Source organism: Streptosporangium sp. NPDC002607, assembly GCF_053592655.1.
In genome coordinates, this window is record NZ_JBSFWD010000028.1 from 1 (window position 1) to 13,343 (window position 13,343).

Annotated in this window: 11 protein-coding genes; 6 read left to right on the forward strand and 5 right to left on the reverse strand. The window is 70.4% G+C overall.

Annotation, left to right across the window (positions count from 1 at the left end):
• Both ACWD3H_RS28095 and ACWD3H_RS28100 read left to right on the forward strand, forming a co-directional pair.
• Positions 1 to 345 (forward strand): TCP-1/cpn60 chaperonin family protein (locus ACWD3H_RS28095; RefSeq protein WP_451957098.1); only part of this gene is annotated, 345 nt, incomplete at its 5' end.
• 500 nt (positions 346 to 845) lie between these two features.
• Positions 846 to 1,847 (forward strand): YncE family protein, encoded by a 1,002-nt coding sequence (locus ACWD3H_RS28100; RefSeq protein WP_355557651.1) that lies wholly within the window; start codon positions 846 to 848, stop codon positions 1,845 to 1,847.
• A gap of 13 nt (positions 1,848 to 1,860) precedes the next feature.
• Here ACWD3H_RS28100 and ACWD3H_RS28105 read toward each other — a convergent pair whose 3' ends face one another.
• Positions 1,861 to 3,885: a HelD family protein gene (locus tag ACWD3H_RS28105; protein ID WP_451957099.1), complete on the reverse strand. Its 2,025-nt coding sequence runs from the start codon at positions 3,883 to 3,885 to the stop codon at positions 1,861 to 1,863.
• A gap of 131 nt (positions 3,886 to 4,016) precedes the next feature.
• Here ACWD3H_RS28105 and ACWD3H_RS28110 point away from each other — a divergent pair, with 131 nt between their 5' ends.
• Entirely contained in the window at positions 4,017 to 4,331 is a 315-nt protein-coding gene (locus ACWD3H_RS28110; protein ID WP_451957100.1) for a hypothetical protein, read from the forward strand.
• 188 nt (positions 4,332 to 4,519) lie between these two features.
• Here the strand turns inward: ACWD3H_RS28110 and ACWD3H_RS28115 are convergent, their stop codons facing one another.
• The 3 genes from ACWD3H_RS28115 to ACWD3H_RS28125 form a co-directional block, all read right to left on the reverse strand.
• Positions 4,520 to 6,166, reverse strand: coding sequence for a DNA repair helicase XPB (locus ACWD3H_RS28115; protein ID WP_451957101.1), 1,647 nt, complete (start codon positions 6,164 to 6,166; stop codon positions 4,520 to 4,522).
• Between the two features lie 222 nt (positions 6,167 to 6,388).
• Positions 6,389 to 6,949, reverse strand: a complete 561-nt coding sequence (locus ACWD3H_RS28120) for a hypothetical protein (RefSeq protein WP_451957102.1) — start codon at positions 6,947 to 6,949, stop codon at positions 6,389 to 6,391.
• A 422-nt stretch (positions 6,950 to 7,371) separates the two neighbouring features.
• Positions 7,372 to 9,783: a helicase-associated domain-containing protein gene (locus tag ACWD3H_RS28125; protein WP_451957103.1), complete on the reverse strand. Its 2,412-nt coding sequence runs from the start codon at positions 9,781 to 9,783 to the stop codon at positions 7,372 to 7,374.
• A 145-nt stretch (positions 9,784 to 9,928) separates the two neighbouring features.
• Here ACWD3H_RS28125 and ACWD3H_RS28130 point away from each other — a divergent pair, with 145 nt between their 5' ends.
• A complete protein-coding gene (locus tag ACWD3H_RS28130; RefSeq protein WP_451957104.1) occupies positions 9,929 to 11,254 on the forward strand; it encodes a hypothetical protein in 1,326 nt (441 codons plus the stop codon).
• A 26-nt stretch (positions 11,255 to 11,280) separates the two neighbouring features.
• Here ACWD3H_RS28130 and ACWD3H_RS28135 read toward each other — a convergent pair whose 3' ends face one another.
• Positions 11,281 to 11,904 carry a TetR/AcrR family transcriptional regulator gene (locus tag ACWD3H_RS28135; protein ID WP_355557672.1) on the reverse strand — a complete coding sequence of 208 codons (624 nt, stop codon included), beginning with the start codon at positions 11,902 to 11,904 and terminating at the stop codon, positions 11,281 to 11,283.
• A gap of 304 nt (positions 11,905 to 12,208) precedes the next feature.
• Between ACWD3H_RS28135 and ACWD3H_RS28140 the strand changes: the two genes are divergently transcribed.
• Positions 12,209 to 12,838, forward strand: coding sequence for an HAD family hydrolase (locus ACWD3H_RS28140; RefSeq protein WP_355557674.1), 630 nt, complete (start codon positions 12,209 to 12,211; stop codon positions 12,836 to 12,838).
• Positions 12,839 to 12,928: 90 nt separating this feature from the next.
• Positions 12,929 to 13,327 carry a cold-shock protein gene (locus ACWD3H_RS28145; protein WP_355624224.1) on the forward strand — a complete coding sequence of 133 codons (399 nt, stop codon included), beginning with the start codon at positions 12,929 to 12,931 and terminating at the stop codon, positions 13,325 to 13,327.
• The last annotated feature ends 16 nt before the right edge of the window (positions 13,328 to 13,343 follow it).

The following is a 13,343-nucleotide window of genomic DNA, read 5'->3' on the forward strand; positions in this document are numbered from 1 at the left end:
AAGCTGGAGCTCTCCGGCGACGAGGCCACCGGTGCCGCGATCGTCAAGAAGGCCCTTGAGGAGCCGCTGAAGCAGATCGCCGTCAACGCCGGCCTTGAGGGTGGCGTCGTGGTGGAGAAGGTGCGCAACCTTCCCGCGGGTGAGGGTCTCAACGCCGCCACCGGCGAGTACGTCAACCTGTTCGAGACGGGCATCATCGACCCGGCCAAGGTGACGCGTTCCGCTCTGCAGAACGCGGCGTCCATCGCGGCGCTGTTCCTCACCACCGAGGCCGTCATCGCCGAGAAGCCCGAGAAGGCCGCGGCCGCTCCCGCCATGCCCGGCGGCGGCGACATGGACTTCTAAGTCCAACCGCTTTCAGGTAAAAGAGGCGACCCCGAGATGTCGGGGGCGCCTCTTTTACGTGTTCCCCGAGGCATCGTCTGTCACCTGTCGTCGTGCGTCCTCGAATGGGCCGCCCCGATGGGCGCCGCCGGAGAGGCCGCGAGCCGCGAAGTTCGATCCGGCGCCGGCCTGTACGGAGTCGCGGGCGAGAAGAGGGATCTCGAAAAGCCGGGGTCGCTCTGGACCGGCCGAGCAGGGCCGAGGAGGCGCGGTCACATCCAAGCTGGTCGGCTGACTTCGGCGCTATCAAGCAATAAATGGACAAGGCGGACGGAACAAGAGTTCAAGCCGGTGTGTCGTTTCCGGGACGCGCTGCCGTGCGGCCATAGAACAAAGTCCTTGCTGTAGTGACGGGGTTCTTGGTGGTACAGCGGTAGGTGAGGGGAACGATGGATCATAACCACTGGAAACCACCTGGTCGGTTACCGGGGGGTGGGTGGCGGTCACGTGTCCTTCCAGCCATGGCGGTGCTGGTCATCGTGGCCGGACTGGCGGCGCCGACAGCCACGGCTGTGGCGACCACGCCGCCGGAGAATGTCGTTTACGTGGCCAACTCACAGTCGAACACCGTGTCGGTGATCGACACGACGACCAACACGGTCACCGCCACCATCACCGTCGGTGAGAACCCCATCGGGGTGGCGGTCGCTCCCGACAACGCACATGTCTACGTGACCAACGCGCAGTCGGACAACGTGTCGGTGATCGACACAAGGAGCAACAAGGTCACTGCCACCATCCCCATCGACGGCCACCCCGTCGGGGTCGACGTCTCCTACGGCGGCACCCGCGTCTACGTGACCGATGTGCAGGCGAACGTCGTGTCGGTGATCGACACGAGGAGCAACAGGGTCATCGCCATCATCCCGGTCGGCCACAGCCCCTTCAGACTCGCCGCCGCTCCCTATCGCCGTGTCTATGTGGCCAATCAGGACTCCGACACCGTGTCGGTGATCGACATGGTGACCAACAGGGTCATCGCCACCATCCCGGTCGGCCACAGTCCGTTCGGGATCAGGTTCTCTCCCACTCGTCCCCGTGTCTATGTGGCCAACCAGGACTCCGACACCGTGTCGGTGATCAACGTGAGGACCAACAAGGTCATCGCCGAGATTCCCGCGGGTAACCATCCTTTCAGGATCGCGGTCTCCGATGACGGCGCCTACGTCTACGTGACCAACCTGATTCCGAACGTCGTGACGGTGATCGACGCCAAGACCAACAAGGTCACCGCCACCATCCCGGTCGAGGGCTCTCCCTTCGGAATCACGATCTCCCCTGACGGTGCCCAGATCTATGTGGCCAACCTGGACACGGACAGCGTGACTGTGATCAACCCCAAGACCAACGGGGTCATCAGGGTCATCCCGGTCGGTATAAATCCTTTCGGGATCAGAGCGGCGCACCACATTCGCCGGAGTACCGCCCCGGTCAGAGCGCGCGAGCCGGGGAGCGGGCCGTAGCCCGATCAGGCGGTCACCCGGCGAGCTGGGCGGGAAGCTCCCGGGCGTGCAGGACGGTCAGTGAGGTGACGGCCCGGGTCAGGACCACATACAGGCGGGCCAGGCCGCGAGGTTCGGCGTCGACGATGTCCGCGGGTTCGGCCACGATCACGTGGTCGTACTCCAGGCCCTTGGCCAGGGTCGCCGGGATGACCAGGAGGCGATGGTCCTCGACGGTGTCGGGGCTCAGCACCCGGTGATCCAGGTCGGACAGGGCCTCGGACGCGGCGCCCACCAGGGCGTCGGGGACGATGACGCCGATCGAGCCCTCGCGGGCGAGTGCCTCCCGCGCGGCACGGGCCAGCGCCGCGGCCAGGTCGGGGGCCGGCCGCACCGACAGGGAGCCCGCGCCGGGGCGCAGTGACCGGGGGGCGGCCAGGTCCGGGGCGACGGAGGGCAGCAGCCTGGCCGCGTAGTCGAGGACCTCGCGGGGCACGCGGAAGCCGAGGGTCAGCTCGGTGACGGCGCCGTCCTCGAAGCCCAGATGCCCCAGGACCTCGGTCCAGGACCGGGCGGACCAGGGCGTGGTGCCCTGGGCGAGGTCGCCCAGGACGGTGGCGGAGCCGGTGCGGCAGCGCCGGCCGAGGGCGCGCAACTGCATCGCCGACAGGTCCTGGGCCTCGTCCACGACCAGGTGGCCCAGCGGGACGGTCCGCTCGATCATGTCGCCCAACTCGTCCATCAGCGCGCCGTCGGCCGCCGACCACTTCGCCGAGCGGAAGGACTTGGGAGGCTTGGGCCAGAGCAGCAGCGACTGCTCGGCGGCGGTGAGATCGTCCTTGGCGGCGGCGGCGAGGAAGGCGGGGTCGCTGAACAGCCGATGGAGCACCTGCTGCGGGGTCAGCTTGGGCCAGACCGCGTCCACGAGCTGCCTGACCGGCTTGGACCTGGCGACCGCGTCCTGTACCCGGTCGTCGGGAGACTCACCGCGCTGCTCCATCCGGACGAGCACCAGGTGGGCGAGCCGCTGGGCGAGTGTCGCGCGCCCCGGGCCGTAGCGGGTGGTGCCGCGGAGCGAGGCGACGATCTCGCGGACCTCGTGGTCCGCCACCCGATAGCGGTTGATCCCCTTGGTGAACAGCACGCCCTCGGTGGGCTTGACCACGTGCGCCCACAGGGCGCGTCGCAGCACACCGACGATCCTCGCGTCGCCCTTGAGCGCGCCGACCGTGGGGTCCTCGGGCGTGGAGTGGTCGCCGAGGATCCCGGCGATCGTGGTCTGGTCGACCTTGACCTCGCCCAGCGCGGGCAGGACCGAGGAGATGTAGGAGAGAAACGCCCGGTTCGGGCCGACGATCATCACGCCCGACCTGGCGAGCCGCTCACGGTGGGTGAAGAGCAGGTAGGCGGCCCGGTGCAGGCCGACGGCGGTCTTCCCGGTGCCGGGGGCACCCTGGACGCACACCGTCCGGCCGAGTTCGGAGCGGACGATCTCGTCCTGGTCGGGCTGGATCGTCGCGACGATGTCGCGCATCGGCCCCGAGCGGGGACGCTCGATCTCCTCGGTGAGGATCCTGCTCTGGGCGAGGGCGGCGCCGCCCTGGTCGAGGCGCTCGTCCTCGTAGGCGGTCAGGTCGCCGCCCTGGTAGCCGAACCGGCGGCGCAACACGACGCGCATCGGGTCGGACGGGCTGGCCTGGTAGAAGGCCCGCGAGACCGGGGCGCGCCAGTCGATCACCAGGGGGCGGCTGCGCTCGTCGTGGACGTGCCTGCGCCCGACGTAGACCGTGCCGGGAAGGTCGTCGTCCGCCTGGCGGTCGAGGCGGCCGAAGAACAGGGGCGTGCCCGAGTGGTCGGCGAGCGCCGCCACCCGCTGGTCCAGCAGCGCCTGCAGGATCTGCTGGGAGACCCAGTCTCCGGCGGCGTCGGAGGAGAGGGACTGGGCGTGCTCGCGCATCGCGCGCAGCGCCGTTCTGGAGGTGGCCAGGTGCTCGCGCTCGGCGGCGAGGGTCCGGGCGGGATCGTCGGTTATGTCAGGGGCCAATTGATGTGCGGGCACGCTGAAGCGCCTCCCATTCGATAAACGGAGGTGGTGGTCATCGGGTAGCGAATGGGCCAGCTTAGCGGTGGCGCCGGTGTGTCTCAAAAGGATTAACGTCGGACTGGGGCGCGCTGGGCGCGGGTATCCCGATGGGCGTGCGGATCTCCCCTGTCATACCGACGGTCGCCAATCTTCTCCTGGCCGCGCTCTGGGGGCTTTCGGTGTTCGCGGGCTGGGGGCCGGAGGCGTTCTGCTCCGACCCGGGCTGCGTGGCTCGGCTGGACGGGGTGGCCGGGGCATCGGCCCTGTTCGCGGTGATCGCGGCCGGTTGCACGGCGGGTGCCTGGCTGGTGCCCCGGATTCGCGGTGACGAAAATCGTTTTATCACTCTGATGACCGCTGCGGTGATCATGTGGATGATCGCGGAAAGCGTTTTCTTTGTCGGCGGACTGATCGTTCGGTAATCATCCTGGCACCCTCCGTCATTCTCCTGTGAAATGGCGAAAAAGCCAGGCGAACATGGTGACTCCCGCAGATCATGGGGGTATGTCGCCAGTGGCCGCGAGGCCTAGCGAGGGGGTGGTTTGTTTGTCGAAAGCCCGCGGGATTTCGTGGACCTGACACAAATTGACGACGTGTTCGCCATGTGGGGCTATTCTCCGGCGAGCACGTCGTCCGCGTCGATGATCTGATATGCGTACCCCTGCTCGGCCAGGAACCGCTGCCGGTGGGCGGCGAATTCCTGATCGACCGTGTCGCGGCTGACCACCGAGTAGAACCGGGCCCCGCCTCCGTTCGCCTTCGGCCGGAGCACCCGGCCGAGCCGCTGCGCCTCCTCCTGCCGCGACCCGAAGGTGCCCGAGACCTGGATGGCCACCGCCGCCTCCGGCAGGTCGATCGAGAAGTTGGCGACCTTGGAGACGACCAGGACCTGGATCTCCCTGTCGCGGAACGCCTGGAAGAGCCGCTCCCGCTCCTTGACCTTCGTCTCCCCCTTGATCACCGGCGCGTTCAGGTGCTCGCCCAGCTCGTCGAGCTGGTCGATGTACTGCCCGATGACCAGCACCTGCTCGCCCGGGTGCTGCCGGACCAGCGCCTCGGTCACCCGGGTCTTGGACGGTGTGGTCGCGCAGAACCGGTAGCGCTCCTCGGACTCGGCCATCGCGTAGGCCAGCCGCTCGGCGTCGGTCAGCGTCACCCGCACCTCGACGCAGTCGGCCGGGGCGATCCAGCCCTGGTTCTCCATCTCCCGCCACGGCGCGTCGTACCGCTTGGGGCCGATCAGGGAGAACACGTCGCCCTCGCGGCCGTCCTCGCGTACGAGTGTCGCGGTCAGGCCCACCCGCCGCCTGGCCTGCAGGTCGGCGGTCATCCGGAAGATCGGCGCGGGCAGCAGGTGCACCTCGTCGTAGACGACCAGGCCCCAGTCGCGGGCGTCGAACAGCTCCAGGTGCCGGTAGACGCCCTGCCTGCGGGTCGTCATCACCTGGTACGTGGCGATGGTGACGGGCCGGATCTCCTTCTTCGTACCGGTGTACTCGCCGATCTCGTCCTCGGTCAGCGAGGTCCGCTTGAGCAGCTCCTGCTTCCACTGGTGCGCCGAGACCGTGTTGGTCACCAGGATCAGCGTCGTCGCCTTGGCCTGCGCCATCGCCGCCGCGCCCACGATCGTCTTGCCCGCGCCGCAGGGGAGCACGACGACGCCGGAGCCGCCGTGCCAGAACGCCTCGGCGGCCTCCCGCTGGTAGGTGCGCAGCTCCCAGCCGTCCTCGGTGAGCGCGATCGGGTGGTGCTCGCCGTCGACGTACCCGGCCATGTCCTCGGCGGGCCAGCCCAGCTTGAGCAGGTGCTGCTTGATGTTGCCGCGCTCGCTCGGGTGCACGGCCACGCCGTCGTCGCCCAGCCGCTCGCCCAGCAGCGGCTGGATCTTCTTGGAGCGCAGCACCTCCTCCAGCACCGCCCTGTCGGTGCTGGTCAGGACGAGCCCGTGGGCGGGGTGCTTCTCCAGGCGAAGCCTGCCGTACCGCGACATCGTCTCGGCGACGTCGACCAGTAGCGCGTGCGGCACGGGGTAGCGGCTGTGGGCGATCAGCGCGTCGATCACCTGCTCGGCGTCGTGCCCGGCGGCCCGCGCGTTCCACAGCGCCAGAGGGGTGACGCGGTAGGTGTGCACGTGCTCGGGCGCGCGCTCCAGCTCCGCGAACGGGGCGATCGCCTTGCGGCACTCCCCGGCCTTCTCGTGATCGACCTCAAGGAGCAGGGTCTTGTCCGATTGGACGATCAGTGGTCCGTCAGTCACAGACTTCTCCCTATGGTCGCTGCGGGCTACGGCGGATCAGCTCATGGTCGCACTCGCGGGTGCGCCCCGCTCCATGTCTCCTGTGTGCAACGGGCGGGAACGCCCGGGCAGTCCCGCCTCCCGTCCGGCGTGATGGAACTCACCACCCGGCGATTCCTCGCCTGCCCGGTCTACGGCACCCGTGCGCGACCGCAGGCCGCGGATGGCGGTCCCCGGGGATGTTCAGTCGAAGGCGCCGTTGATGCCGGCGATGATGAAGGCGGCCGCACCCAGGATGATCAGCCCGATGTTGATGCCGATGCTGATCCAGGTCCACTTGAGCAGGTTCCTGGCGCCCGGGGGGTCGGTGTCCACCCTCCCCAGGGCGACACTCGACAGGATGACGCCGGCCAGGCCGCCGAGGGTCACGTAGCAGCTCAGCGTGAGCACGATGCTGATGACCATGGCGACGATCGCGTGGGTCCTGACACCCTCGGTGTTGCGGTACGGGGGTGCGCCGTAGCCCTTTCCGTAGCCGGGCTGTCCGTAGCCGGGCTCGCCGTAACCCTGCCCGTAGGGCTGTTCGCCGTAGCCGGCCTGCCCGTAACCCTGACCGTAGCCGGGTTCGCCGTAGCCGGGCTGTCCGTAGCCGGGGGCCTGGCCGTAGCCGGACGGCTGGAAGTGCTCGGCGTGGTGACCCTGCTGGGGTTGACCGTAGCCGGAGGTCTGGCCGGGCCCCGTGTTGTAGGGGCTCTTCCAGTCGTCCGGGTTGGTGCTGGGGCCTTCGGAGTGACCGCTGCTCACTGTGGATCTCTCGCTTCTGTGGAGCTCGGAACATCAACAGATATCACGATATGGGTCGTGAGCCGTGCGCCTTTGGCGAATGGACTCGGTCGCATTCCGGCAGCTAGGCCCTACCCTCCTGGAACTTTTGCCCATCGCGGTCGCTCAGGCGACGTCCCGCCGCGTCGTCGGCCACCGCGGCTCCCTCCCTCCGCCTCGCGAGGCAGCACCCGACCGATCCTCGCGGTGGCAAGATCCGCGGGACAGAGCCCAAGGCCGGGATGAGACTGAAAAGGGGCCCTCGCGTCCCGGCGAGTGACGCGGTCCCGCAGGACCGGTGACCGAGCTCGCGGCGGCCCCATCCCGAGATCGAGACTACCCCGTGGCCTTTCCCCGGCACGCCGGGGCCGTCCCCGATCCCGGCCGGACCCGCCGAGGATATCTCAGGCGATGTCGGCGATGCCGGTGATGCGGTGCAGGGCGAAGCGGTGCACCGCCGCCCGCGTCTCGTCGTAGGCGGTGAGATAGCCGCCCTCCATCCGGGCCGGTTCGAGGATCCGGCTGGTGGCGTTGCCCTGGGAGTCGAGGTAGCCGATCCAGACCTGCGACCCCTGCCGGATGGCCTCGCGCAGGGCGACGATCGTGGCGGTGGCGGGGGAGCGCGGCACCTGGCCGCCGGGGGCGGCCACCGGGGCCCTGCGGGCCTGGTGGGCGGCGTCACCCGCGCGCACGGCGCGGACGGCGGCCGCCACCACGTCGGCCTCGGGGCCGCCGAACGTGACCGGGGCGCGGACCGCCAGGGTGCTCTCGGTCCTGCGGACGTCGAGCTGGGTGATGATCACGTCGCCGTCGAGGGACTCCGCGGCCGGGGCGTAACCCATCGCGCGCAGCGAGTCGACCAGCGTCGGCCGGGAGGACTGGGCAGCGATCACCGTGGGGGCGAGCCGCCGCAGCCGTAACGGGATCGCCCGCTTGTCGGCCATCACCTCGTCCAGCAGCGAGGAGTCGTCGCACCGCACGTACGCGCTCGCCGTGCCGACGCGCATCCGGCCGTGGCGCCGGGCCACGTCGGTGACCAGGTAGCTGAGCGGTTGCGGCACCGGCGTGGTCGAGTGGCGCTCCAGCATGGCCAGCATCTCCTCGGCGCCCTGCCCGGAGTCCAGCGCCCGCCGGATCGACCGTTCGTCGAAGCGGTAGACCGTCGCACCGCCGGTCGACTCCACATCGGCCGCCAGTGCCAGCCACCGTCTCAGGTCGCCGGTGAGCGGCCCGGGGGCGACGGCGGTCAGGTCGGCCTGGAGGAGCACGTGGTCGAGCGGCTCGGGCAGCAACGGGAGCAGCAGGCGGGCGGCGGAGGCGGCACGGCCACCGCCGGGGAGACCGGGGTCACCGGAGACGCCGGGGCCGTCGAGGGCCTCGGGAAGCAGGGCGCGGCCGTGGCCGGAGAGCAGTCCGAGGCCGGTGACACCGATCTGCTCGGCCTCGCGCAGCGTGAACTCCACCAGCTGGTCGCGCTGGCCGCCGCGACGGCGGGGCTGCTCCCAGGCCAGACGCATCCGCACCGCGTCGAGAGTGGGGGCCACCCCCGGCGTCGCGGCGAGCATGGCCAGGGTGGTGGCGCGCACCTCGGCGGCGGCGGCGCGGCGCAGGTCGGGATGGAGGGCGTTGAGCAGCCGGTCACGCTCGTCGCGCTCGCCGATGACCCCCGGCACCCGGTCCATGGTGAGCCAGGCGCCTGCCAGCAGGGCCCAGCGGTCCTCGGTGGCCTTCACCCGCCAGCCGTCGTAGCCGGGGGTGGGCATCCACTCCCCGTCGACCGCGCCGCTCGCCGCGACCAGCCCCGCCGCGTAGCACACCTCGATGATCATCCCCGCCACCCACTCGGGCAGGTCGAGCAGGGTCGCGACCCGTCTGAGATCGCGCACGGCCAGGCCGCCGCTGCGGAGCACGCCGGGCGGGTCGACGCTCCAGCGTTCGCACAGCTCCTCCGCCGCGCGGGTGAAGGTGAACGCCTGTCCGGCCGCCGTACGGTCGGCGAGCCTCTGGTCGCGCTCGGTGCCCTCGGACGCGGGAGGGAGGGGGGACAGGTCCCGGTGGATCCGGCCGTCGCGCAGGAACAGCGCGACCTCGCGGGGCAGCACCACGGTCTCCTCGCCGGTGGCGGCCAGCAGCGCGCGGGAGAGGAGCTGCTCGATCGGCGACTGTGCGGTGGCGGCCCGAACCTCGCGGCGGGCGTTGGGCACCCGGCCGCTGGCCGGACCCCAGGCCAGCTCGTTGAGCGCCGACCGGGCCTGCGGCGAGACCTCCTCGACCAGCCGTCCGACGATCTCCGGATCGCCGAGCAGCGCGGCGAGGGCCTCCCTGGTGTCGCCGCCCTCGCCTCCGGCGTCCTGGATCAGCTCGGCCAGCCGCTCGGCGGAATGGTGCCGGAACGCCTCCTCGGCGGGCGGGCCGAGCCCGGCGGGAGCGTCCAGCACCCCCCGCACACCGGGGGCCGGAGTCAGGGCCCGGTCGGGCCCGTAGACCAGCGCCATGGTGCGCAGCCGCTCGACCGCCTCCTTGAGGGCGCTCTGGAACGCCGGGCCTGCCGCCCCCGGCAGGGCGCGGGCCAGCTGGGCGCGTAGTGACCTGTAGGGGACAGGGGCGGGGAGCACGACCAGCGTCTCCATGACCGCGAGGGTGAACCGGTCGAGCCGGTCGAGTGCCCTGCCCACTGCCGACGGGCTGCCGGCTCGCCCGGCCAGCCCCTCCAGATGCGCGGGCACGGGGGTGATGAGCTCGGGGCGTACGGAGACGAGTGCTCGCAACCGGTCGTCGCTCTGACTGCGCAGCCACTCGGTGAACTCCGTGCTCATTCCGTCAATGGTAAGAGGCTTGACCGACATCATGCGGCCTGAGCGAATTCCGTGATCACACGAAGGGGGTGAATCGATCACGTGATGGGTGGTGAATGGGGGAAGAAGCTCACGAGCGAGACGATGTCGAGAGAGGATGGCCAGCGTGATCGAGCGTGCCGACCAGCTCGTCCTGGACTACGTCAGCAAGGCGGCCGACGCCGCCCAGGGCGTGCTGCAGCCGAGGCAGCGGATCGACTTCGTCGCGGTGCTGCGCAGGCGGATCGACGCCGAGCGGGCGGGAACGGACGATCCGGCCGCGGTGGAGAGGGTGCTGGCCCGGTTCGGTGACCCCGCCGCGCTGGTCCGCCGCGAGCTGCGCCGCCTGGGCGCCCAGCCGCGCTCCCGGGCCGCGGGTGTCGTCGCTCCGGCCATGCCCCTTGCCGCGCCCACACCGGACGATTCCGCCCCCGGTTCCGATCCGGCGGACTCCGGTGCGGTCGGCCGCGAGGCGCGGGACCCCGGCGAGAGCGCACCGGGCGATCTCGGTGTCCCCGCTCCCCGCCGGCCCGTGCGGGGGCATCCGTACGCCTCGACGGGAGTCCCCCCGGATGCCGCCGAGCCCGCACCGGGCGATCCCGGCCCCTCGGCCGCTCGCGGATCAGGGCGAAAGGACCGGGGGGCGTCACCGGTCACCCCCGACGACGACCCGGGTGGCGGATCGGGTGGTGGAGAGGACTCCGTGGACGAGTGGGAGGACATCGTGGAGGGCGATCCGCCGACCGAGGAGATACCACTCATACGGGATCCCTCGCCGCAGGAAGCGCAGGGAGCCCCGCCTGAGGCGCGGGAGGCCTCACCGGCGGCACCCGCGGCATCGGGAACGGCTCGGCCGGAGGCGGTGGAAGGGGCGTCGCCGGAAACGCCGGGTGGGAGGCCGGAGGACACGGGGCCACGGGGCCAGCTGCCGCCCGGTGTGGTCAGGGGCATGCGGGAGGCGGAGGAGCTACTGGCCAGGCGGCGGGTACGCGGTCAGCGGGGGTGGCCGCGCCGGTGGAGCCCGGCTCGGTCGCGGGAGGACGTCGCCCCCGCCGCGCGTGACACCCGGGCGATCCTGCTGAGCCACCGGCGTGAGACGGCCGGCATGGGCCTGCTGGCCCTGGCCGGGCTGCTGATCCCCATCCCCCTCGCCCCGATCGCGATCTTCCGGATCCCGGTGCTGGTCTGGGCCGTCGCGGTGCTCGTCGTGATCGCCTGCCAGAGCTGGCACACCTCTGACAAGGTGCTCGGGTTGGCCGCTCCGATCGTGAGCTACACCCTCGGTGGCGGCCTGGTCGCCCTCGTCCGGGCCAGGAACGACCTCGGCACCGTGGTGGATGAGTTCTTCGGCATCAGCGGGCTCATGTTCCTGCTGGGCGCGGCATGGGGGGTCTTCTGGCTGGCCTGCCGCCTGCTCGATCCCGAGGTCACCGCGGGACGGGGAGACAGGTGACGCTCCGCGGGCCGTGCCGGGGGCTCTCAGCCGATGGCCTGGACCGCCGCCCGGGGCAGCAGGCCGAGCGCGAGGCACACCCAGGCGGCGACGAAACGGTCGCGCTCCGCGCGGCCCGGGGGTTCGCCCACGGTCTCCTCGAACAGCCGGTAATGGACCACCGCCCCGCCGAGCACGGCACCGATGGCGGGCCAGTCGGCATCGGCCCCGGCGTACTCGGGCTGGGCGCGAAACCAGGTGGTGATCGCGTCGAACATGGGCTGCAGGAGGCCGTCGCGTACGGTCGCGACCAGCTCGGGGAACTGGCTCAGGTCGCGGAAGAACACGCGCGTGAGGTCTCTCTCCTCGCGGACCTTGGCCAGCCCGGACCTGCACAGCTGGGCCAGCCGCTCCTCGATCTCGGTCGAGGTGTCGACGACGCTGAGTTCGGCCAGGGTCTCGGCGATCTGCGCCCGTGTTCTGGCCGCGTGCTCGTTCACCGCCGCGGCCAGCACCTCGTACTTGGACTTGAAGTGCCGGTAGAGACCCCCGGCGCCCGGTGACAGTCCGGAGGCGGCCTCGATCTCGGCCACCGAGGTTGCCGAGTAGCCCCGCTCGGCGAACAGTCGCAGGGCCTCGTCGATGATCCGCTCGCGCGTTGATCTGGTCATTTCTCTGCCGATACCTCCACCATGACCCTATCCAGTGCCGACCATGCCGAGTCGCACCGCGCCGGTCCAAGCCCGTTGCGAGGGCACGCCGGCCGACTCGCCGAGAGGGCGTGCCGGCCGTCGGGCGCTCAGGGGGAACCGTCCGGGGAGGGACCGTTTGCCCGCGGATAAGTAAATCCTTCCGGTGCAGGGTTCCACAGTGGGCGGCGTCATGTACAACACTTGGGATTGGCCATATTTAGGGGGATTTGGCATTCTTTGAGGGCTTCTCGAAGAAACCTCTTCGAGTAGCCGACAAGGAGCGGTGAGTGACCCGATGAACTCGGTGGGATTCGACCTCGATCTGACGCTTGCCGACACCCGCGCGGGCATCGCCGCCGTTTACGACGAGGTGGCGTTGCGCACCGGCTTCTTCATCGACAGCGGCGCCGTGCTGGCCAGGCTGGGGCCGCCGCTGGAGTGGGAACTGGCCAACTGGATGCCCGCCGCCGAGGTCCCCGCGGCGGCCGACGTCTACCGGCGGCTTTACCCGTCGATCGCGGTCCCGGTCACCACCCTCATGCCCGGTGCGCGCGAGGCGGTCGACGCGGTACGGCGGGCCGGGGGCAGGGTCACCGTGGTGACGGGGAAGAACGCCCGCGACGCGGCGCACACCGTCGAGTTCCTCGGCCTGGAAGTGGACGAGCTCGTCGGATCGGTCTTCGGGGCGGCCAAGGGGCCCGCGCTCGCGACTTTCGGCGCCGCCGCCTATGTTGGAGATCATGTCGCGGACATCGAGGCGGCGCGAGCGGGAGGAGCCGTCAGCGTGGCGGTGGCAACGGGTGTCTATCCGGCGGTGGAACTGCGTGATCACGGAGCAGATGTGATCCTGAGCGATCTGACCGAGTTCACCGAATGGTTCGACAGCTGGCGAACTCCCACGGCTCTTGTGTAATTCGGGCCCCAATACACGGTCGCTCTCGGCGTCCGCTGGGCATAACCTACATCCATTCCTTTTCACGACAGTCTGAACGAGGTCACCCCTGTGCCGAGTGGCAAGGTCAAGTGGTACGACGCCGACAAGGGTTTCGGTTTCCTCACCCGCGACGACGGCGGTGAGGTCTTCGTGCATTCTTCCGCGCTGCCCTCCGGCGTGGACTCCCTCAAGCCGGGCCAGAAGGTCGAGTTCGGTGTGGCCGAGGGGCGCCGCGGCCAGCAGGCGCTCTCGGTTCGAGTGATCGACCAGCCCCCCACGCTCGCCAAGACCGCCAAGCCCAAGGGCAAGCGCAAGAAGCCCGACGAGATGGTCGTCATCGTGGAAGACCTGATCAAGCTCCTGGACACGGTCTCCACGTCGTACCAGAAGGGCAAACACCCCGAGGCCACGCACGCGAAGAAGATCGCTGCCGTGCTCCGGGCGGTGGCCGACGACCTGGACGACTGACAGCCCGCCGACCGCC

Excerpts from the sequence above, each read along its gene's own strand:
- ACWD3H_RS28100 (WP_355557651.1), top strand. The coding sequence starts at position 846 with ATGGCGGTGCTGGTCATCGTGGCCGGACTGGCGGCGCCGACAGCCACG.
- ACWD3H_RS28110 (WP_451957100.1), top strand. The coding sequence starts at position 4,017 with ATGGGCGTGCGGATCTCCCCTGTCATACCGACGGTCGCCAATCTTCTC.
- ACWD3H_RS28125 (WP_451957103.1), bottom strand. The coding sequence starts at position 9,783 with ATGAGCACGGAGTTCACCGAGTGGCTGCGCAGTCAGAGCGACGACCGG.
- ACWD3H_RS28135 (WP_355557672.1), bottom strand. The coding sequence starts at position 11,904 with ATGACCAGATCAACGCGCGAGCGGATCATCGACGAGGCCCTGCGACTG.